We start from the raw sequence: 21,741 nt of genomic DNA, 5'->3' as shown, positions 1-21,741 counted from the left end.
AAAGCCCATGTCAGGGTTGTCTCCCTGTCAGGGCAGCTATCAACTCATGTTATGGTGGACTTCCTACAGAGCAGCAGCCTCTGCCGCAAAGGTTATGACGTTTTTTTAACGTTTCCTCTTTCCCCTGTGACATAAAAGGCGCATTTTCAACTGGCATCCCATACAACAGGACATTCTGGATACGGAGCCTCTGATGACCTCACCTTTCCGTCCCCACACTCTGCTTGTCGTGGCAGCCATCCTCATCCAGCCGGATGGCTCTGTCCTGCTGGCACAGCGGCCGGAGGGAAAAACATTTGCCGGACTGTGGGAATTTCCCGGTGGAAAGGTGGAAGTACCCGAATCCCCGGAAACCGCCCTGGCACGGGAGCTCCATGAAGAGCTGGGCATTACCGTTCAACCCGACCGCCTGGAACCCTTCACGTTTGTCAGTGAAGACTGTGCTACCTTCCACCTGCTCATGACGCTCTATCTTGTCCGGGAGTGGGAGAATGACCCTGTCGGGCGGGAAGGCCAGACACTGGCATGGGTGCCTGCCTCAAGGTTGGATGAATACCCCATGCCCAAGGCCGATGCCCCTCTTGTTCCCCGTATTCAGGCCCTGCTGGGCTGACATGGACGAAAGGGGCCCTCGAAAGCCCCTTTCCCGGCAGGTCTACCCTCAACAGACGAAGGATCAGATACCTTCCAGCACGAAACTGTGCTGCGGATTGCCCGGAACGTCCGTCCGGAACGCAAAAATGCCACCAGCCTGCGGCTGGGCTGCCAGCTCCTCGGGGTCCAACCCCTTACAGGCTGTCGTCACGAACACGGTCCTGTAATCATCCCCACCAAACGCCACCTTCGTGACATTGGCTACCGGCAGGGCAATCGGGTCCATCATGGTGCCATCCGGGCGGAAGCGGGTGATCTGTCCCCCTGCCCATGTCCCGCACCAGAGATTGCCCTCGCTGTCCGTCACAACCCCATCTGGATACCCTTTGGTGAAAGTGGCAAAAATGCGCTTGCCTGTCAGGCGGCCATCTGCTGCGACATCAAAGGCGTAGATACGCTGCCGGGGACTGTCGCAGGCATAAAGCACCCGACCACAAGGTGACAGGGCCGGACCGTTGGAAACGGTATAACCACTATCCCAATGTGAGATATCCAGCTGGCCGTTCCTGTGGTCAACCCGGTAGAGAGACCCGCTCTCCCGACTTTCCCCGTCATCCATCGTACCAAACCAGATGCGCCCCCGCTGATCGACACAGCCATCATTCAGCCGGTTCCCCTCATCGTCCGGCTCGATGACGCAGGCCCGCTCGAAATAGCCTTTTTTCACATCAAACCGATGCAGACCATCCGGCAGACCGGCCAGAAATGTCCCGTCACTGACAGGCAGAAGAAAACCCGTACGATTGGGAGCATCCCAGCCTGACAGGGAGCCATCCGTCAGGCTGTACCGATGAATGCGGTGGCTCACAATATCGACAAAATAGAAAGAATTTTCTGCCTTGATCCAGACCGGCCCCTCCCCCAGCACTGCTCGAAACTCTGACAGGCACACGGGCTTATGGTGTTCCAGCTTCACAGGCATCTCTCCCTTTCTAAAAGGCCATACCCTCCCATATAATGAAGAAGGTTCAATTTCCACACCCCCGGATGCCACGCCCGAGGGCCCCAAGCCCGCAGAAAAACAATGCGGCCAGCACCAAGGTATTACAGGCTCATGGCTCCCCGTACTGCATGTTTTCTTGTCATCGGCAATGAAATCCTTTCAGGCCGCACGCAGGACGCCAACATCCGTGTCCTGGCCCAGGCCCTGAATGGCCGAGGCATCCGGCTTCTTGAGGTCCGGGTCATTCCCGACATCCCGGAACACATCATAACCACCATCAATGACTGCCGGGCCCGATTCGATCTTCTCTTCACCAGCGGCGGCATCGGCCCCACCCATGACGACATTACCGCTGCATGTGTGGCCGAGGCCTTTGGGGTCCCCCTGACATGCCATGAAGAGAGCTTCCACCAGCTGGAAGCCCTCTTCCCGGCGGGAGAATTCAACAAGGCCAGACAGCGCATGGCATGGCTGCCCAAAGGCGCAACGCCCATAGAAAACAGAGTGTCCACAGCACCCGGGTTCTCGTTGGGCAATGTCCATGTCATGGCCGGAGTCCCCCGCATCTTTCAAGCCATGGTGGGCTGGCTCATGCCACGTCTTGAGGGCGGAGCTCCACTGACCAGTGCCAGCTGGTACAGTTACAATGTCTATGAAGGCGATCTTGCCGAGGCACTCACGGCCATCCAGCATGACTTCCCTACACTGGATATCGGCTCCTACCCGTTTGACGAAGGAACGAAACGGGGTGTGGCCCTTGTTGCAAAAGGCTATGACGCTGAGGCTGTCACCTTGGCTGGGGCGGCCCTGCGCACCCTTCTTGCCAGCCTGGGCTTCACCCCCCTGGAGGGAGATCCTCCACGAGGAGCCTGAAAAAAAGCCGCCTAAAAAGGCGGCTTTCCCAAAAACTCCATATCAGTCAGGCGGAACGGTCAGCCTACCCGTGTCATTTCCAGATAACGCTCCCGACGCCGGGCCAGCAGCTCTTCCTTTGAGAGCCCCTGGACGGAGGCCAGTTCTGCAGCAATGGCCTCACCCACGCGATTGATGGCTTCAGCAGGAAGACGCTGGGCGCCCCCCACCGGCTCATCAATCACATGGTCGATCAGGCCAAGTTTTTTCAGATCCTGCGCCGTCAGACGAAGCGCTTCGGCAGCGGCTGGCGCCATCTTGGGGTCACGCCAGAGAATGGAAGCGGCCGCCTCGGGAGAGATGACAGAATAAATGGCATGTTCCAGCATCAGAACACGATCGCCTGCGGCAATGGCAATGGCACCACCAGACCCGCCCTCGCCGATCACCGTAGCGATCAGCGGAACCTTGACCTGAAGGCAGGTATCAATCGCCCGGGCAATCGCCTCTGCCTGCCCGCGGGCCTCGGCATCAATCCCCGGCCACGCACCGGCCGTATCCACGAATGTCAGAATCGGCAGGCCAAAACGCTCTGCCATGCGCATCAGACGCTGGGCCTTGCGATACCCTTCCGGTCGGGCCATGCCAAAATTGTGACGGAGACGACTCTCCGTATCAGAACCACGCTCGGTCCCGATGACCACGACCGGCTGCCCACGGAAACGGGCCAGCCCCCCTACAAGAGCCTGATCATCCCCAAAAACACGGTCCCCGGCGAGCGGGGTATAATCCGTCATCAGCGACTGGATGTAATCCAGCGCATGAGGCCGCTGTGCGTGACGGGCCACCTGCACTTTCTGGAGAGGGGTCAGCTTGCTGTAAAGCGTGCGGAGCTGCTTGTCCGCTTTCTCCGCAAGGCGGGCTGTCTCCTCATCAATGTTCAGACCATCCAGACCAGCGCCATCCTCCTGGCGACCAACCTGACGAAGTTCACCGATCTTGGTCTCAAGCTCGGCAACCGATTTTTCGAAATCTAGGAACTGGCGCATGTTCTGCCCGATAGCACGCAAACAGGACGCAAGACAGCCCTAAATTGACACGAAGCAGGAAAACTCTGCCGGAGCCGGCTATCACCCCCGCTTTCCCGCCTCCCCGCTCTGCCTGTCCTGCCCCAGGGGATGATGCTGGCGGACAACTTCTTTCAGCCGCTCCGTCATGACCTGCGTGTAAATCTGGGTCGTCGTGATATCGGCATGTCCCAGCAGCACCTGAAGCGCCCGCAGGTCCGCCCCCCTGTTGAGCAGGTGGGTCGCAAAGGAATGACGCAGCACGTGTGGGCTGACACGCAGGGGATCCAGCCCGGCCTTGAGCGCACAGGCATGAAGTATCTTGTCGAATCCCTGCCTTGTCAGTGGCTTCCGGGGATTGCGCCCCGGGAACAGCCACGGGCTGTCCAGCACGGCATCATAGGCCAGCAGCGCCTCTGCCGCTTCCCTGGCTGCGCTGGAGAAAGGCACGAGCCTTTCCCGCCCGCCCTTGCCCCGCACGGGCAGCATGCCGCCTCTCTGCCGGACACAGCCCGCTGGCAGGCTCAGAAGCTCGCTGATGCGCAGGCCTGTCGTGTACAGCATCTCCAGCGCCACACGGGAGAGAAGGTCCCGGCGCAGATCCGCATGGCCGCAGGTGCCCTTTTCCAGAAGTCGCCTGACCTCATCCTCACTCAATGGATGAGGCAGACCACTCTGATAGCGGGGAGATGCCTGCCCGGCGGTCAGCTCGTCCGCCCGCACGCCCATCTGGAGCATGAAACGGGCAAACTGCCGAAAGCAGGAAAGACGGCGGGCCTGTGTCCGGGCGGAAATGCCACGGCGCCCCTGATCGGCAAAATAGGCCTGTACACTGCCCCGGGATACATCTGCCAACGACAGGGGCGCACACCAGCAGGCAAAATCTTCCAGATCAGCCCGATAGGCCGCTCTCGTCTGCTCTGCTACTCCCCGTTCTGCCACGATGGCCTCAAGAAACGCCTCTATCAGGGCAGCAGATTCTGCAGGGCAGCGCCGGACCTCCCGCCCGTCCGTCATGAGGGCCGCTCCTCAATGCCCTCCAACAGGTGGAAGCTCCGGCAGGCCCGGGGCCGCCTTCTGGGCAGAGGTGGCAGGGGACACGGCCTGCGGTGTCAGGTCACGATGCACCATCACCGGTGCCGGGGGCTGCGTATCGTGAGCCGTCAGGACGTACCCACCCCCCACCAACACCACAAGAACCAGCAGGACCAGCACCAGACGGGCAACGGTTTTCATAAGACGGCTCCATGTCAAAGGATACGTCCCGTTTATAGAAGGATCATCCCGTTTTAAAAACCCTCTTCTCTTCCACCGGAGACACACCCTCCCAGAGACATGGGCGATGAGAGACCTACCCCACCTCTCTCACCCGTGATAGAGGGACAGCATGTCCCCTTCCTTGCACGCCCCGCAGCCAGCCAGACCACCGTTCCGCATCATTGTCCTTGTCGGCCTCATGGGGGCCGGAAAAACGACTCTGGGACGGATGCTGGCCCAGCATTATGGCATCCCCTTCATCGATACCGATGCCGAGATCGAAAAAGCCTCCCGCCAGAGCATCCCGGAAATCTTCGCCCACCATGGCGAAGCCCATTTCCGTGCCGGGGAACATCGGGTCATACGCCGCCTCCTGAAGAACGGCCCCTGCATTCTGGCCACCGGTGGTGGCGCCTGGATGCATCCGCAGACCCGTGCCCTCATCCACGAGGCAGCAGATGTCTGTGCTGTCTGGCTGCATGTCCCCATGGCTGTCCTGCTCAGACGCCTGCTCAACAACCGTGGAAGCCGCCCCCTCCTCGCCCAGGGCGACCCGGCGGCCACCCTGCGTCAGCTCGCCACCGTGCGGTATCCGCGCTATGCCGAGGCAGACATCATTATCGACTGTGGAGATGAAAGCGTGGAACAGGCCACCCGGACCATTACTGATACCCTTGCCAATACGAGTCTGCCCCATCATGTCCCGGTTGCTCTCGCCGGCCACAGTTATGAGGTTCTCATCGGCCGTGAGCTGCTGGCGCAGGCGGGCCTGCGGGTAAAGCCCCATCTGCCCAATGGCCACGCCATCATCCTGACCGACGAGACAGTTGCCACCCATCATCTGGCCACGCTGGAACGCAGTTTCCGTGAGGTCGGCATCCGCTTTCACACCATCATCGTGCCTCCGGGAGAGGGCAGCAAATCTCTCGCCCGTTTTGAAGCCGTCATGGAAGAAATGCTCGAACGGGGCATCGAGCGTGGCACCACCGTCATTGCCCTGGGTGGGGGGGTCATTGGTGACCTTGCCGGATTTGTGGCGGCTACGGCGCTGCGCGGAATTCCCTTCATCCAGATTCCTACAACATTGCTGGCACAGGTGGACAGTTCTGTCGGAGGTAAAACGGGAATCAATGCCCGGGCCGGAAAGAATCTCATCGGAGCCTTCTGGCAGCCCCGGCTCGTGCTGGCCGATACGGAAACGCTGGCCACTCTCCCCCGCCGCCAGCTCGTGGCGGGTTATGCAGAAATCGTCAAGGCAGGCCTCATCGCTGATGCCGAACTGTTTGCCTGGTGCGAAGCCAATGGTCAGGCCGTTCTGGAGGGAGAGCCCGGGAAGCTGGGTGAAGCTGTCCGCCGGGCCTGTGCCTTCAAGGCCGGAGTCGTACAGGACGATGAACGGGAGCAGGCAGGATCAGGCGGTCGGGCCCTGCTCAATCTGGGCCACACCTTCGCCCATGCCTTTGAAGCCGAGTTCCATTATGACGGCCGCCTCCTGCATGGGGAAGCCGTCTCCATCGGCCTGCACATGGCCCTGGCACTGTCCGTCAGGATGGGGCTTGCCCCCGAGGATGACCTGGCACGGCTTGACACCCATCTCCACGCCCTGGGAATGCCCGCCGGTGCAGCAGACCTGCCCCACGGCCTCAGTACGGAAACCCTGCTGAACCACATGGGCCGGGACAAGAAGTTGCGCGACGGGAAGATCACCTTCGTTCTGCTCCGCGGAATCGGCATGGCTTTCACCTGCCGTGATGTCGCCATGGATGATGTCCGGGCCCTGCTTCTGGCTGAAGGTTTTGCCCCCTGATACCGCCACATTCCAGCCTTTATTCCGATAATGTGTTGTATTGGTCACAGTGCATGTTCCATCGCAAACGCAGGGCGGAAAACCTCTTAACTTCCTACCAGCTTTCCATTACATCTCGGTTATCGGCCGCGCTGGCTCCATACGGTGATCGTTCCGACGCCCGCCAACCGTAATGGCCGTAAGTATACAGAATTAAGGACTGAGGAAGTAAATGCGTATTCGTAATGCACTTCTCGCCATGACCTCAATGGTGGCCCTGCCGTCATTTGCCATGGCCAGCACGATCACCGGCCCGTATGTCGACATGGCAGGCGGTTACAACCTGGTTCAGCACCAGCAGTTCCGTCAGGGTAACCCTGGCACCTCCCACGGTCGTGGCATCGGTGGCAACGCCCACTCCGGCACCGGCTTCAATGGCTACCTCTCCACTGGTTACGGCTTCGGTAACGGTCTGCGCCTCGAAATCGAGGGCACCTACAACCAGACCCACATCACCCGTCTGGGTGGCGCCTTTGCCGCTGGTGGCAACCGCAAGGCCCACGGCAAGAGCGAAGGCTGGGGCGGGTTCGCCAACGTGCTGTATGACATCGATCTCGGCATGTTCGGCCTGAACGATGTTCCGGTTACACCGTTCGTCGGTATCGGTGCTGGTTACATGTGGCAGCGTTACCGCAAGGTCTACAACCGCAGCACCGGTCGTCCTGACCCGAACTTCAACAACACCCAGGGTGGTTTCGCTGCTCAGTTCATCGCTGGTGCCGCTTACGACATCCCGGGCGTTCCGGGCCTGGCTCTGACCACGCAGTATCGCTTCATGGGCCAGACGGGTTCCATGAGCGGCGTGACCAGCGGCCGTCAGTACCTGCACAACAACAACGAGAACCATGGCAAGGGTGACCGCGTAAGCTTCAACACGCGCTACACGCACCAGTTCATGCTCGGCCTGCGTTATGCCTTCAACAATGCTCCGCCGCCGCCGCCGCCAGCTCCGCATGTTGTCGTTCCGCCGCCGGCTCAGGCTGCCCGTACTTACCTCGTCTTCTTTGACTGGGATAAGTCCAACCTGACAGGCCGCGCCCGCGACATCGTTGCCCAGGCTGCCCAGGCTTCCACACACGTGCAGACGACACGCATCGAAGTTAACGGTTACACCGATAACTCCGCTGCTCATCCGGGTCCGCGCGGTGAGAAGTACAACATGGGTCTGTCCCTCCGTCGTGCAAACAGCGTCAAGGCTGAGCTGATCCGTCTGGGCGTTCCGGCTACGGCCATCGACATCCACGGTTACGGCGATGCCAACCCGCTGGTGGCAACTGCCAAGAACACGCGTGAGCCGCAGAACCGTCGCGTTGAGATCATCCTGAAGTAATCTTCAGAGCTGATTTTCAGCCCGGGCCTTACGGTCACGGAAAAAGGGTGCCTTCGGGCACCCTTTTTTTATGGCCCGTTCCTCCTGTGCAATCTTTCACAAGAAAAGATTTACCTCTCCCCTGTGAAGCTGTGTTAGGGTCCCCTCCACCTCTGCAACAATCCTTATGGTTTTCCAGCTGAAAAATGCTTGAACAGTTCATTCCCAGAAGCCTGATGAAGTTCCTTCCTCTCATGCAGCGCTTCTTCTATTTCGGAGTTGTGGGAGCTGTCGGCTTTCTCGTGGACTGGGCAAGCCTCTCCCTTTTCCGCCATGTTGTCGGGCTCCGTGCTGCCGCCCTGCTCGCTTATGTCATTGCCTCAAGCAACAACTGGATTCTGAACCGTTACTGGACATTCCGGGACTGTTGCCGCAAACGCCACAAGGTGCATCATCAATGGGGGCGCTTTGTACTGGCCAATCTTCCCGGTTTCATCATCAACCGTGGGATCGTGCTGGCCCTCTTCAGCCTTTGGCCGCTGACACGGCATTACACCGTCATTGCTCTGCTCTGCGGGACAGCAGGCGGCATGTTCATCAATTTTGCCCTCTGCCATCACTTCGTCTTTCACAAGAAGACCCCCCAGTCATAAAGCCCCATTCCCCGGCTGGTGGTCTTCTTTTCCTGCACGCTTCCCTGCATCTCCTCCATAGGACCTCCATTTCCAAAAGCCAGAAAATCGGCTAGAAAACAGGAACCATCCTTTCTTTCTCCGGAACCCGGACCTACAGACTCATGATCAGTACCAACGATATCCGCGCACAATTCCTTCAGTATTTTGAATCCCACGGGCACCGCATCCTTCCGTCTGCCTCTCTGGTTCCGCAGAATGATCCGTCCCTGCTCTTCACCAATGCGGGGATGGTGCCTTTCAAGAACGTTTTTACCGGGCAGGAGACCCTGCCTTTCAAGCGGGCCACAACAGCCCAGAAGGTCGTCCGTGCCGGTGGCAAACATAATGATCTGGACAATGTCGGTTACACGGCACGTCATCACACATTCTTTGAAATGATGGGGAATTTCAGCTTTGGAGATTACTTCAAGGCTGAGGTCATCGAATTTGCCTGGACGCTGCTGACCAAAGGCTTCGGCATCCCGGCCGAGAAGCTGCTCGTCACCGTCTATGCGGACGATCATGAGGCCGCTTCCCTATGGAAGAAGATCGCTGGCCTCTCGGATGACAAGATCATCCCCATCGCCACGTCCGACAATTTCTGGCGTATGGGTGATACCGGCCCCTGCGGTCCGTCCTCCGAAATCTTCTACGATCATGGCCCGTCCGTGGCCGGTGGCCCTCCAGGCAGCCCTGATGAAGACGGCGACCGGTTCGTCGAGATATGGAACCTCGTCTTCATGCAGTTCTTTGAAGAAGGCGAAGGCAAGCGGACCAATCTTCCCCACCCTTCCATTGATACCGGCATGGGGCTGGAGCGTTTCGCCGCTGTCATGCAGGGCAAGAAGGACAATTACGACACGGACACGATCCGTGCCCTCATCGAGGCCTCTGCCGACCTGCTGAAACAGGATGCGGATGGACGCTTCAAGACAAGCCATCGTGTGGTGGCCGACCATCTGCGGTCCACCGCCTTCCTCATCTCCGATGGTGTTCTGCCCTCCCGTGAGGGACGTGGCTATGTGCTGCGCCGCATCATGCGCCGTGCCATGCGTCACCTCCACCTGATGGGGGCGAAGGAGCCGGTCTTCTACCGTCTGCTGCCTGCCCTCATCCAGCAGATGGGCCATGCCTATCCTGAGCTGAACCAGCACAAGGCCCTCATCACCGAAACCATGAAGGGTGAGGAAGAACGCTTCTCCGCCCTTCTGGGCCGTGGCATGGCCCTGCTGGAAGACGAGATGGGCCGCCTCTCCAGCAACGGTCATCTGCCCGGTGACGTGGCCTTCAAGCTCTATGACACGTTCGGCTTCCCGCTGGACCTGACGCAGGACGTGCTGCGTGAGCGTGGCCACAAGGTCGATGAGGCCGGTTTTGAAAGTGCCATGGCCGAGCAGCGCCAGCGTGCCCGTGCCGCCTGGGTTGGCTCCGGTGACAGTGCCGTGGAGACCGTCTGGTTCGATGCCCGTGACCGCTTCGGCAGCACGGAGTTCCTCGGCTATGTGAGCGAGGCTGCCGATGCCCAGGTGCAGGCCGTCTTCCGTGGCAGCGATGAGCTTGCCGAAGCCAAAGCCGGTGACGAAGTCGCCATCCTGCTCAACCAGTCCCCCTTCTATGGAGAAAGCGGCGGACAGGTTGGCGATCATGGTACGCTGACAGCCCCGGGCCTGCGGATCGAAATCACTGACACGCAGAAGAAGAACGGCTCCCTGATCGTCCATTATGGCCGCATCGTGGAAGGCACGCTCAGGCCGGGCATGGATGTTCATGCCGAGATCGATCACGCCCGCCGCACCGCCGTGCGGGGGCATCACTCCGCAACACATCTGCTGCATGAGGCCCTGCGCCGCCATATCGGTGAGCATGTCACCCAGAAGGGCAGCCTGAACACGCCGGACCGTCTGCGCTTCGACATCAGCCAGCCCCGCCCTCTGACGGAGGATGAGCTGAAGACCATCGAGGCCGAGGTGAATGCCCGCATCCGCCAGAACAGCCCGGTCGAAACCCGCCTGATGACGCAGGAACAGGCCATTGAAAGCGGCGCCATGGCCCTCTTCGGTGAGAAATACGGCGATGAAGTCCGTGTCGTCTTCATGGGCAATGAGGATGAGAAAAACCGTCAGGCCTATTCCATCGAACTCTGCGGCGGTACGCATGTGACCCGTCTGGGTGAGATCGGCCTGTTCCGCATCGTCTCCGAAAGTGGCGTCTCCTCTGGCGTCCGCCGTATCGAGGCTGTCTGCGGGGCTGCGGCCGAGCAGACCATCCGCACCAGTGAGGAACGGCTGGCCGAAATGGCTGCCCTCCTGAAGGTCACGCCTGCCGAGGCTCCGGCCCGTCTTGCCGCCCTGCTGGAAGAACGCAAGACCCTCAATGCGCAGATTTCCTCCCTCCAGCACAAGCTGGCCACGGGGGAAGGGTCTGCCTCCAGCGAGACCATCAATGGCGTCACTCTGGCGGCCCGCTTCCTTGAGGATGTCAGCCCCAAGGACCTCAAGGGGCTGGCTGATGGCCTGCTGAAGCAGATCTCCTCCGGCGTGGTGGCCCTGATCTCCGGCGCCAATGACCGGGGCAGCATCGTCATCGCCGTCAGCAAGGACCTTACGGACCGCTTCGATGCCGTGAAGCTGGCCCGGGAAGCCTCCGCCCTGATGGGCGGCAAAGGCGGCGGTGGCCGCCCTGACATGGCGCAGGCTGGTGGCTCCGAACCGGCTGCCGATGCCGTATTCGCCATGCTGCGCAAGACACTGGCCGAAGGCTGAGACCTGCGAGACCTCTTTTCTGACGAAAAGAACTACCCAGAAGAGAGCGTCAGGCCTGTTATGGAGGGCCTGACGCTTTTTTCTTGCAGATGATCCTGCTCTGGCCTTGCCCGCCCAGGTCATGAAAGACATTTCATGAATCAGGAGGGGCTTTCGTCTGGACGCTTCTTAAAAAGATTTTTAATATATGGCCTATGGGCACCGTGACCTGCCTCGCCCATAGTGGGCTCGCCAGGGCTTTGCCCCGCATGATGCGTCTTTGATCAGGAAACATAACGCTATGGTCTTCCACCGTAACACTCTTCTGGAACTCCTTGATGGCGTCCGCACCTTTGAAGAAGAGGTGTATCCGGAAAAAAAGGATCTCTTCCAGAGTCTGGCTTACGATCAGAACCCACCAACGCTATTCATCACCTGCGCCGACAGCCGCATCAGCCCGAGCCTGATCACCCAGACAGAACCGGGTGAGCTGTTCCTCATCCGCAATGTCGGCAACATCGTTCCGGCCTATGGCAACATGGTCGGGGCCGTGGCTTCCGCCATCGAATACGCCGTCGGAGCTCTAGGGGTAAAAAACATCATCATCTGTGGCCACTCCAACTGCGGGGCCATGTCCGCCCTCATCAATCTGACCACAAACCCGGAAAAGCTGGCCGACATGCCAACCGTCCGCCGCTGGCTGCACAATGCCGAGGCCGCTGCTGCCACCATCGGCGATCTGCGGGCTGAAGATGTTGGCCCCAAAGATGTCCGCGATCTGGCTGAGGCCAATGTCCGCCTTCAGCTCACCCATCTGAAGACACACCCGATCGTTGCCAAGGCTCTGTCCCGTAACGAGCTGAACGTACAAGGCTGGTACTACGACATCCAGAATGGACGCATGTACATTCTCCACGAGAATAACAAGACGGAATATTCCGTTGAAGAGGCCATCGCCCTTCTCAAGGAAACCGGCACAGCCAACCATGCCTGACAGCGTGCCCTTTCTGGCACCGGAGAGCCGTCTGTCCCCCGGGGCAGGCGGTTTTTCATGCCACGCCCTGTCCCTTGCACTCTCTCTGCTGTGCAGCCTCATCCTGCTGCTGTCCCCAGCACAGGCTTCGGAAAGCCTGAAGCTGACCAGCTGGAACATGGACTGGCTCACCCTCCGCCCTGCCAGTGACCATACCCTGCCCCCTGATGCCCCCACACGCACGGCTGCAGACTTCGCAGCCCTGCGTCATCAGGCACACCGTCTCCACAGTGACATCCTCGCTTTTGAAGAAGTGGACAGTCTTGCGGCGGCCCAGCTTGTTTTCCCTCAGGACGAGTATGACCTCTACATCACGCCAGACCCTATTCCCCAGAAGGTCGGGCTGGCGATCCGGCGGACGGCCGGCCTGAGCGTCACCGTCAATCCCGAGATCACGGCTCTCAATATCCCGCAGCCGGGGCATCATCACCCCCTCCGGGGCGGCATGGATGTCACCCTCCGCAAAGGAGCCTCCAGCCTGAGACTGCTCATCGTCCATCTGAAGACCGGATGCTGGGCACAGCCTCTTGCTGCCAGAAAACGTGCCTGTTCCCTACTCTATCAACAATTCCATGTCATCGAGGACTGGATACTGGACAGGGTGGATGACGGGACGCCCTTTGCCATTCTGGGAGATTTCAACCGCCGCCTGACACCGGCTGACCCTCTCATGCAAAATCTCCAGAACGACGCCAGCCTGACCCTCACCACGGCGGGCTTTACCAGCCCCTGCCGCCGCAGTGGTGACCTGTTCATCGATCACATCCTGCTCGGCAATCAGGCCCGGGAGTGGTTCATTCCGGGAAGTCTCCGTGTCATGCTCCTGCGCAATGTGGCACAAGGGCTGACCCTTTCAGACCACTGTCCTGTCTCCGTGCAGATCAGGCTGCCCTGAAAACAGAAAAGCCCGGGACGGTCTCCCGCCCGGGCCTTTCCTCATGTTTCGGGCAGGAAGAACTTCAGGCCGTTCCAGACATCCCGATCTGCTTGATGTCATGGAAACTGAGAGCCTCATTCATCTCGATAGCCCGGTTCATCATGAAGCCAGAACCGGCAAGGAAGACTGGATCACCATCCAGATCATCAGCCATCGCACTCCGGTTGAGGGCCACAAACTGCTCCAGGGCAGCTTTATCGCCCGTGACCCAACGGGCAAGCGTGAAAGGCGTGCTCTCAAAACCGACCGGCACGTTATATTCCGCCTGAAGGCGGGACTGCAGCACGTCCAGCTGGAGGGTCCCCACCACGCCCACGATTGGCGGGGCTCCATCCTGCGGGCGGAACAGCTGGACGACCCCCTCTTCCGCCAGCTCCACGAGGGCCTGACGCAGCTTCTTCGCCTTCATGGCATCATCCAGCCGCACACGACGCAGGATTTCCGGGGCAAAATGCGGAACCCCCGTGAAGCGCAGGTCTTCACCATCCGTCAACGTATCACCAATGCGAAGTGTCCCATGGTTGGGAATCCCCACCACGTCCCCGGCAAAGGCTTCCTCCACCAGCTGCCGGTCCTGCGCAAAGAAAAACTGTGGCGTATGAAGGGCGAACTGCTTGCCGATACGCACATGCTTCAGACGCATCCCACGGGTCAGCTTCCCTGAACAGACACGGGCAAAAGCCATGCGATCCCGGTGATTGGGGTCCATATTGGCCTGAATCTTGAAAATCAGGGCCGTGACATTCTCTTCCGTCGCCTGCACATCCCGTGTCTCAGAGGGCTGGGCACGGGGCGGCGGCCCATAGGCAGCCAGAGCATCCAGAAGGTCCGTCACCCCAATCTCTTTCATGGCTGAACCGAAAAAAACGGGTGTCAGATGTCCTTCATCGAAAAATTCCTTCTCGAAAGGAGGAAGGGCCACCTCGGCCAGTTCTACTTCTTCCCGCATCTGGGCCAGCCGCTCATCATCCTCGGGCAGCTCTTCCTTCAGGTGCAAGGACTTCGTACGAAGGTCATAAATACCGGCAAATTTCGCCGCACGCCCGACCGGCCATGTCGCCGGGGAGACGTCCAGAGCCAGCGCATTGGAGATTTCATCCAGCAGGGCAAAACAGTCCTGCGCCTCACGGTCCATCTTGTTGATGAAGGTGACGATGGGAATATCCCGCAGACGGCAGATCTCGAACAGCTTGCGGGTCCGGGCCTCGATGCCCTTGGCGGCATCAATCACCATCACGGCGCAGTCCACCGCTGTCAACGTGCGGTAGGTATCCTCGGAGAAGTCCTCATGGCCCGGCGTGTCCAGCAGGTTGAAGACACATCCACCATAATTGAAGGTCATCACCGAGGTGACGACCGAAATGCCACGGTCCTTCTCGATGCTCATCCAGTCCGACCGTGTCCGCCGCCGCTCTCCCTTGGCCCGGACATTCCCGGCCATCTGGATGGCCCCACCTGCCCGCAGGATGCGCTCTGTCAGCGTGGTCTTACCGGCATCAGGATGGGAAATGATGGCAAAAGTGCGCCGCCGGGGAATCTCCGCAGCGATGGTAGGGTCGGACATATCAGCCTTCCTGGGAAGAGAGCGTAAGAAACGGCAAACGCCGGACGGTAAAACCGCCCGGCGCCTCCATATACAGCCAGTAGCCGTATCTTAGCGGGAGTAGAACTCGACCACCAGATTCGGTTCCATCTGCACCGGGTAAGGCACATCGGAGAGCTGCGGAACACGGATGAAGGTACCCTTCATCTGGCGATGATCCACCTCGATGTATTCCGGCACATCACGCTCGGCACTCTGGACGGAATCCAGAACGATGGCGAGCTGCTTGGACTTCTCACGCACCTCGATCACATCGCCTTCCTTCACCAGATAGGAGGGGATATTGACGCGCTTGCCGTTGACCAGCACATGACCGTGGCTGACGAACTGACGGGCAGCGAACGGCGTCATGGCGAATTTCAGACGGTAGATGACGGCATCCAGACGACGCTCCAGCAGGCCGATCAGGTTCTCAGAGGTATCACCCTTGCGGCGCACGGCCTCGTCATAATAGCGGCGGAACTGCTTCTCGCTGATGTTGCCATAATAGCCCTTCAGCTTCTGCTTGGCCATCAGCTGCACGGAGTAGTCAGACGGCTTCTGACGGCGGCGCTGACCATGCTGACCCGGGCCATATTCACGACGGTTGACCGGGGACTTGGCACGGCCCCACAGGTTGACGCCGAGGCGGCGGTTGATCTTGTACTTGCTCTCAAGACGTTTTGACATCGGTTAAACCCGTATTCTCTCAGACCGGCGGCTCTGTGCGACAGCCCTTTGTTGCACCGGTAGGTTCCCCTCCCCCATCACGGGGTACTTGGAGAACGGAACAGCCTGCGAACCTCATGGAACAGTGCGCCACAGCACGCATCATCCCGGCCAGACCATCCAACATTCCCGGCAATGGCACTGCCGTTACACGAGGCAGGACAGAGTGTCAAGAAATCCGACCATGTGGGAAGGTCGTACGCCATGCCTGAACGGCAAGAAGAAATTGGAAAAAACAGGCCATATCCCGTATATCCTTGTCATCCCCAATCAGACTGGAGCACTCCCTTTATGGAGCAGACCGAAACGGTTACAGGCCCACGCCTGACCCCGCCTCATGGCGTCGCCCCGGCCATTGCAGCCCTCATGCTCGGGACCTTTACCATTGGCACGGGAGAATTCGGAATGATGGGCATCCTGCCTGCCTTCTCCCATGCCCTTGACATTTCCATCGGGCAGGCCAGCGCCGTCATCTCCGCCTATGCTCTTGGCGTGGTAGTGGGTGCCCCCATCATGGCCATCGCCGGAGCCCGCCTGCCCCGCCGGACAGTCCTGCTGCTTCTGCTCTCCCTGTTCTGCATCGGCAATATCGGCACCATCCTCTTTACCTCACTCCTGCCCATCGAGGTCATGCGCTTCATCACAGGGCTGCCCCATGGGGCCTATTTCGGTATCGCTGCCCTGACGGGTGCCTCCATGGTCGAACGGACCCGGCGGGGACGGGCCATCAGCATGGTCCTGTCCGGCATCATGATCTCCACCGTCATAGGCGCCCCACTCAGCACGTTCCTCTCCCAATATGTTCCGTGGGAAGTGATTTATGGAGCCCTGTCCGTTCTGGGGCTGATCTGCGTGGCCGGGGTAGCCTTTTTCATCCCCGCTGACCGCCCGCAGAACAACATCAATGCCCGTTCCGAGCTGTCCGCCTTCAGGAACCCCCACGTCCTGCTGACCCTGCTGACCGGGGCCATCGGTTTCGGCGGCATGTTCGCCGTCTATACCTTCCTGACCTCCGGGCTGGGACAGGTGACGCATCTCAGCCCCTGGATGGTCACGCTCTATCAGGTCATCTGGGGATGCGGAATGGTCGCCGGCAATGCCTTCGGCGGGGCCATGATTGACAGGAACCTGAACCGCACGACCATTTTCAGCCTGATTGCCAGCGTTGTCTTCATGCTGGCCTTCTGGCTGCTGCTTCCCTCCAGCACTGCCATGCTGGTTGTCTGCTTCTTCCTGCCTGCTGCCACGATCATCCTCAGTCCTGCCATGCAGGCCCGTCTCATGGATGTTGCCGGAGATGCCCAGACGCTGGCAGCCTCGCTGAATCACTCGGCCTTCAACATCGCCAACGCTCTGGGGGCATCCCTGGGTGCCATGCTGGTAGAGCACGGCCTGGGCATCAGCGCCGTTGGCTGGGGCGGGGCCATCCTCTCAGCCAGCGGGCTGCTGATCTACCTCGTCACGCTCCAGGTCGCCCGCCTTCACAAGCCATGAAAAAACGGCAGGCCCCTCAGCCGGGGGCCTGACCGCTGGAGACCGGCACAGCCGGAGCTGCTTCTTCCAATGAACCTTCAATATTGGACAGAACACTGCTGCTGCCCAGCGTACCAGCCGCATAAGCCAATGATGCGGCTGCACTCAACATGCCGTAATAGCTGTCCGAAACGGACAGGCGGGCATTGAGCAGCGTATTCTGGAGCTCCAGCATCCGGGTCATCGTACCATCACCCGAACGGTAGGCTGTAAGGGCGGCATCAAAGCCGGTCTGGCTGGCCTTCTGGAGGCTCAGTGCCGCCTGATAGGCCGTGATGCCCGTATGCAGCATGGCCTCTGCACTCACGATCGTCCGGACAGCATTGTTCTGCGTGTCCTGCAGCGCAGCACGGGCACTGTCTTCCCGCTCATGCGCCTGCCGCAGACGATTGCGACGCAGCCCGCCATCATAGATCGGCACGGAAATACCTGCCGTGATGAGACCCCCGAATGTATGCACACGATCGTTGATCGAGTTCACATTGACAAGCGGCAGATTGCGAAAATGCAGGTCATCAAAGTTGTACCCGACATTGCCACTCATGAAAATCTGCGGCCTGTAGCTGGCACGGGCGCCTTCCACCGCACTCTGGGCGGCACGCAGGCTCGTATAGGCTGCCAGGACATCCGGCCGACGGGCCACAGCCTCATGCACCATCTCATCACTCAGGCGGATATCCTCAACGCGGATGTTCCTCCCGCTGTCCGTCTGCACATGCAGTGGCTGGGATGGATTCACGCCCACGGCAGCCAGCAGCTCCAGCCGGTATGTCTCCACATCCCCTTCCGTTCTGGCCAGCACCAGCTCGGCTTCCGCCACGGCCTGCTCGGCCTGTGACGTATCAATGACCGTCCCTTCCCCGTTTCTCAGGTTGGCATCTGCGGCCCGGGCAATCGCATGGGCATTCTCAAGAGACTGGCGCACAAGCGCCACATTGTTCAGAGCAGCCGCATAACGGTAATAAGCCAGAGCCACCTTGTGGATGACCTTCTGGTGTTCACCAGTAAAGAGGATGTTCTGCCCAATGCTCTTCTGGGTCGCTTCCTCCATCACGGCACGACGTTTGCCGAAGTCGAACAGCAACCATTCCAGCCCGACCTGCTGACGTTCCAGTGTGCCCTGAAGGCGGGTATTCAGACTCGCATGCTGGCCTGCCACCCGGAAGCGGTTGTGTGGCTCCAGCAGGCCATACCCCCCCATGGCTACGGCTGTCAGATGCGGCAGATAGGCCGAGCGGGCAATGCCCGTCTCTGCCGCACTGACCCGTGCTGCATCCCAGGCCTGACGTGTAGAGGGGTTGATGGACTGGGCCATGTCGATCAGATCGGCCAGATCGTAGGAATGATCCACCTGCACGGTGCCCAGTGCAGCAGGCTGCGGCAGGACACGGTCCGATGCGAGGCGGTACCCCGCAGGCATTTTCAGGACACGTCCCCCCTTCTGGCCCGGTGCCCCTTTTTCATGCCCCTCGATGATATGACCATTCACATCAACCGGTGCATTCCATGGCTGGTTGGGGGCAGGCGGCATATTCCGCATGGCCGTTGTCTGGCAACCACTCAACGCACTGCTGCAGAGAAGGGCACTACAGACCAGCACGGCCCTGCGCCATACCTTCCCCGGCTGCTGCATTTTTTTACGCTCCATGACCTGTTTCCACTCAAAACCATCCATCAGAGACCTCCTCCTTCCTTAAGGGAAGCGGTCTCTCCCCCCTTCAGTATCTGCCCCAGACGAAGAGACTGTTTCTGCTGGCTGGCAGCAATATCCCCGAACAGACACCCGGCACTCATGGCCGCACGCCGCAGGAACAGCATGTACTGCCTCATGCGATGTTTTGTCGGACGCATGGCGGCCGGTTCTATCATGACCTGCCGCAGCTGGCTCATGGCCCCACTGGCCGTTTCCTGTATCCGTGCCGCCTGAAGCATGCGCTGGTCGTGATTCCAGTCCGTGATATCCTGCGCCAGCAGGCCATCAAGCGCCTTGAGCTTTTGCAGGGCCCCACCCATCGCACTGTGTGGCCAGAACATGGTATGCACGACATATGTGATGGCCAGACCGATCAAGATACCGATGATACGGTCACGGGGCACCGTCAGATCCGTCGTTGGCGCATATTTGGCAAGATCAGCCAGCGTGAAGGTCACGATGATCTGCAACCCAAGGTAGGAAATGCGCTGGTCGCCGGCCTTGACCCATGCCCCGATGAAAATGACCACACCCATGACCAGCATGATCTCGGCTATGTCCGTCATGTGTGGCATGAGCCATACGATGGTGCCCATGGCCATGAAACAGCCTATCAGAGCCCCGACAATACGCAGCCGCTGTTTGTCCAGCACAGCCCCCATCGTCGGCAGGGACACGATGAAGCAGGTGATGATGCACGTATGCACCCCCGGCCAGTTCAGCATCTTGTATGTGATGATGGAGAGGCAGACAGAGACGGTCCCCTTGACGGCAAAGCGGACATGCTCCGGGTCCGTAAAGGCACCAGGAAGGAAAAAGCCCGATTTCTTTTTCGGTGCGGCATTTCCGGACTGGCTGGAAGGCAGCTGCACGTCCTCGGCTGTCAGGGGCTGGTCCAGACTGTTCAGCAGGCGCTCCATCTCCTGGGCGATATCACCTGAGCAGACCTGATCCGTGCCCGTTTCGGCCGGGCGGCCACCTGTTTCAAAACACTCCGCCGCTTCTTCCAGCCGCTTGGCCAGATACGCACAATCCTCCATGGAAATGGGGGCGTTGGGCTTCAGGCAGCGTTCAACAAATTGCAGGATGCCAAAACTGTTCAGAGCTGCCCGGCGCAGGTAGGACAGGTCTTCCGGGCTCCAGCGCTGTTCCGCAGTGGCAGCACCGAGCATGCCGAACATGCCGCTGACCCCCTCACCCACGGTATCCATGACAGCATCCTGCCAGGCCTGAGGGATGCCGCGCCCCTCGCCCCGCCGTCCCAGACATTTCGCCGACAGGCGCAGCCGCTCGATGATCTGGTCCGTGAGGACATGCTCTGGAGACGGAGAAAGACAGCTCCCCACAAAGGCCATCATGCCGGCGATGATGAGAAACACACGCCATGCCGACAGAACAAGACGGGCGATACTGTCACCACTCTGCACATTGTCCAGCGCCACCAGCATGTAGGAAAGGATCAACCCGCCAATGACACTGATCATGCCAAGGATGGTTGTCGTGCTGAGGAAGAAAAAGACGAAGCTGAGAACAAGGTTGAAAATGAGCGTTGCCAGAAAATTGTTGATTGTCGTGGCAACCCCCACATAGAGAGCCCCCGTCACACCGGAAAAGAAGATGATGTACATGACGGAGATCTTCATGTTCGCCACCCTGTTCCCCTGCCACAACGCCCCCAGGGTGAGCGTGAGCAGGGTCAACATGGGCAGCTGCCATATCTCACCTATGAGGACGAGCGCCATGCATACGATGGCGGTCCGCAAGGCCAGCGCCGTGCGCCCACGGGTTGGCCTTACGGCCAACCGCCAGAGACGCATGAAGGCGTCCAGATAGGGTTTAACCATGACAGGCAGCACCATGGAGAATTTCCACGTTGGCTGTTGCCCCCAGTCTCATCAGATGTTCAGGAGCATGTTCGATCCTGATGCGCACAGGGAAGCGCTGGGCAATATGCACCCAGTCCATCTGCCGCTCGACAGACGGCACACCACGTTCGCTTTCCCTCATGTAATCGGTCGTCACACCCCGGCCAATGCTCTCGACAACCCCGTGGATGGCATGGCTGCGATCAATCATGGAATACACGGTGGCGCAGTCACCCGGACGGACCGGCTTCAGGTTGATTTCCCGGATTGGGGCAATGGCATACCACTCATCCTTGGAAACCAGCGTAAACAGGTTCTCGTTGGCAGCCAGCACCTCGCCTTCCCGAACATTCAGACTCGTCACATAGCCATCTATGTTGGCCGTCACACGGGTCTGACGCAGCTCATAGCGGGCATGTTCCACCGCCACGGATGCTTCCTGCAACATGGCCTCGGCGTGTTTGACATCACCGACAGCCACCTGGCTGGCCTGCTGTTCGTGCTGGGCTTCTGCCAGGGCATCCACGGCAGAGTTGAACTTTGTCACGGCCTGGTCATAGACCTGCCATGACACATAATGCTGCTCGGCCAATGGCTTGAGACGGGTCACCGTACGCCAGGCAAGGTCCTTCTCATCCTCGGCCTGGTGCCGCTTGCGCTCGTTGGTTGCCGCATTGGCCATGCGGACGGCCAGAGCACGGCGGGCATCGTTCAGGTCGGCCTGTGCCTGTGTTTCACTGGCCTCAGCCTTGTGCAGGGCAATCTCATAGGGCTCGGGATCAATCTGGTACAGCAGATCCCCCTTGTGGACGACCTGATTCTCCCGGACAGAAAGAGTCTGGAGGCGCCCACCCACCAGAGCGGCCACATGTACGCTTTCCGTATAGATGACAGCACTATCACTGTTGGGATGCTGGCCTGACCGGTGATCCACATACAGGACACCGAGGAGAGCACATAACAGCGTGGCTGCTGCAATCACGCTCCCCACCGGGAAGCGGCCTTTAATCCGTTCTTTTTTCATGA

Annotated in this window: 18 protein-coding genes; 9 read left to right on the top strand and 9 right to left on the bottom strand. The window is 59.7% G+C overall.

The features are described 5' to 3' along the window. Positions 1-193: 193 nt before the first annotated feature. Positions 194-613: an 8-oxo-dGTP diphosphatase MutT gene (gene mutT, locus DTQ13_RS07430; protein ID WP_043560701.1), complete on the top strand. Its 420-nt coding sequence runs from the start codon at positions 194-196 to the stop codon at positions 611-613. A gap of 63 nt (positions 614-676) precedes the next feature. On the opposite strand, the gene DTQ13_RS07425 is transcribed toward mutT, so the two are convergent. Next, positions 677-1,570, bottom strand: a complete 894-nt coding sequence (locus tag DTQ13_RS07425) for an SMP-30/gluconolactonase/LRE family protein (RefSeq protein ID WP_248460457.1) — start codon at positions 1,568-1,570, stop codon at positions 677-679. 138 nt (positions 1,571-1,708) lie between these two features. On the opposite strand from DTQ13_RS07425, the gene DTQ13_RS07420 reads away from it, so the two are divergent. Beyond that, positions 1,709-2,470, top strand: coding sequence for a molybdopterin-binding protein (locus DTQ13_RS07420; protein ID WP_248460456.1), 762 nt, complete (start codon positions 1,709-1,711; stop codon positions 2,468-2,470). 59 nt (positions 2,471-2,529) lie between these two features. Here DTQ13_RS07420 and DTQ13_RS07415 read toward each other — a convergent pair whose 3' ends face one another. The 3 genes from DTQ13_RS07415 to DTQ13_RS07405 form a co-directional block, all read right to left on the bottom strand. Then, entirely contained in the window at positions 2,530-3,498 is a 969-nt protein-coding gene (locus DTQ13_RS07415) for an acetyl-CoA carboxylase carboxyltransferase subunit alpha (protein ID WP_043560709.1), read from the bottom strand. 81 nt (positions 3,499-3,579) lie between these two features. Beyond that, positions 3,580-4,533 carry a tyrosine recombinase gene (locus tag DTQ13_RS07410; protein WP_248460455.1) on the bottom strand — a complete coding sequence of 318 codons (954 nt, stop codon included), beginning with the start codon at positions 4,531-4,533 and terminating at the stop codon, positions 3,580-3,582. Between the two features lie 12 nt (positions 4,534-4,545). Further along, positions 4,546-4,752, bottom strand: a complete 207-nt coding sequence (locus tag DTQ13_RS07405; RefSeq protein WP_043560710.1) for a hypothetical protein — start codon at positions 4,750-4,752, stop codon at positions 4,546-4,548. Positions 4,753-4,903: 151 nt separating this feature from the next. Between DTQ13_RS07405 and aroB the strand changes: the two genes are divergently transcribed. The 6 genes from aroB (at position 4,904) to DTQ13_RS07375 (ending at position 13,271) form a co-directional block, all read left to right on the top strand. Continuing rightward, complete coding sequence (aroB, locus tag DTQ13_RS07400; protein WP_248460454.1) at positions 4,904-6,580, top strand: 3-dehydroquinate synthase; 1,677 nt, start codon at positions 4,904-4,906, stop codon at positions 6,578-6,580. Between the two features lie 211 nt (positions 6,581-6,791). Next, complete coding sequence (locus DTQ13_RS07395) at positions 6,792-7,949, top strand: OmpA family protein (protein ID WP_043560711.1); 1,158 nt, start codon at positions 6,792-6,794, stop codon at positions 7,947-7,949. Between the two features lie 215 nt (positions 7,950-8,164). After that, a complete protein-coding gene (locus tag DTQ13_RS07390; protein ID WP_166651622.1) occupies positions 8,165-8,581 on the top strand; it encodes a GtrA family protein in 417 nt (138 codons plus the stop codon). Positions 8,582-8,724: 143 nt separating this feature from the next. Next, positions 8,725-11,364, top strand: a complete 2,640-nt coding sequence (alaS, locus tag DTQ13_RS07385; RefSeq protein ID WP_248460453.1) for an alanine--tRNA ligase — start codon at positions 8,725-8,727, stop codon at positions 11,362-11,364. A gap of 280 nt (positions 11,365-11,644) precedes the next feature. Next, on the top strand, positions 11,645-12,337 hold the full coding sequence (locus DTQ13_RS07380) for a carbonic anhydrase (protein WP_043560716.1): 693 nt from the start codon (positions 11,645-11,647) through the stop codon (positions 12,335-12,337). Then, complete coding sequence (locus DTQ13_RS07375) at positions 12,330-13,271, top strand: endonuclease/exonuclease/phosphatase family protein (protein WP_248460452.1); 942 nt, start codon at positions 12,330-12,332, stop codon at positions 13,269-13,271. Before DTQ13_RS07380 ends, DTQ13_RS07375 begins: the two co-directional genes overlap by 8 nt. A 64-nt stretch (positions 13,272-13,335) precedes the next feature. Here DTQ13_RS07375 and DTQ13_RS07370 read toward each other — a convergent pair whose 3' ends face one another. Together DTQ13_RS07370 and rpsD are read right to left on the bottom strand one after the other, a co-directional pair. Next, complete coding sequence (locus DTQ13_RS07370) at positions 13,336-14,877, bottom strand: peptide chain release factor 3 (protein ID WP_248460451.1); 1,542 nt, start codon at positions 14,875-14,877, stop codon at positions 13,336-13,338. Between the two features lie 90 nt (positions 14,878-14,967). Next, on the bottom strand, positions 14,968-15,585 hold the full coding sequence (gene rpsD, locus DTQ13_RS07365) for a 30S ribosomal protein S4 (RefSeq protein ID WP_043560719.1): 618 nt from the start codon (positions 15,583-15,585) through the stop codon (positions 14,968-14,970). A 330-nt stretch (positions 15,586-15,915) separates the two neighbouring features. On the opposite strand from rpsD, the gene DTQ13_RS07360 reads away from it, so the two are divergent. Beyond that, the gene (locus DTQ13_RS07360; RefSeq protein ID WP_248460449.1) at positions 15,916-17,118 is read left to right on the top strand and encodes an MFS transporter; all 1,203 of its coding nucleotides are present in this window, start codon (positions 15,916-15,918) and stop codon (positions 17,116-17,118) included. A gap of 16 nt (positions 17,119-17,134) precedes the next feature. Here DTQ13_RS07360 and DTQ13_RS07355 read toward each other — a convergent pair whose 3' ends face one another. From DTQ13_RS07355 to mdtN, 3 genes are read right to left on the bottom strand one after another with little or no spacing between them, the layout of a single operon-like run. After that, positions 17,135-18,832, bottom strand: a complete 1,698-nt coding sequence (locus DTQ13_RS07355; RefSeq protein WP_052349106.1) for a TolC family protein — start codon at positions 18,830-18,832, stop codon at positions 17,135-17,137. Then, on the bottom strand, positions 18,832-20,694 hold the full coding sequence (locus DTQ13_RS07350) for an FUSC family protein (protein WP_248460448.1): 1,863 nt from the start codon (positions 20,692-20,694) through the stop codon (positions 18,832-18,834). Before DTQ13_RS07350 ends, DTQ13_RS07355 begins: the two co-directional genes overlap by 1 nt. Beyond that, complete coding sequence (gene mdtN / locus DTQ13_RS07345; RefSeq protein ID WP_043560724.1) at positions 20,687-21,739, bottom strand: multidrug transporter subunit MdtN; 1,053 nt, start codon at positions 21,737-21,739, stop codon at positions 20,687-20,689. Before mdtN ends, DTQ13_RS07350 begins: the two co-directional genes overlap by 8 nt. Between the last annotated feature and the right edge of the window lie 2 nt (positions 21,740-21,741).

The organism is Parasaccharibacter sp. TMW 2.1888 (assembly GCF_023167265.1).
In the GTDB taxonomy this organism is placed as follows: domain Bacteria; phylum Pseudomonadota; class Alphaproteobacteria; order Acetobacterales; family Acetobacteraceae; genus Bombella; species Bombella apis.
This window is presented reverse-complemented; position numbering and strand designations above follow the sequence as displayed.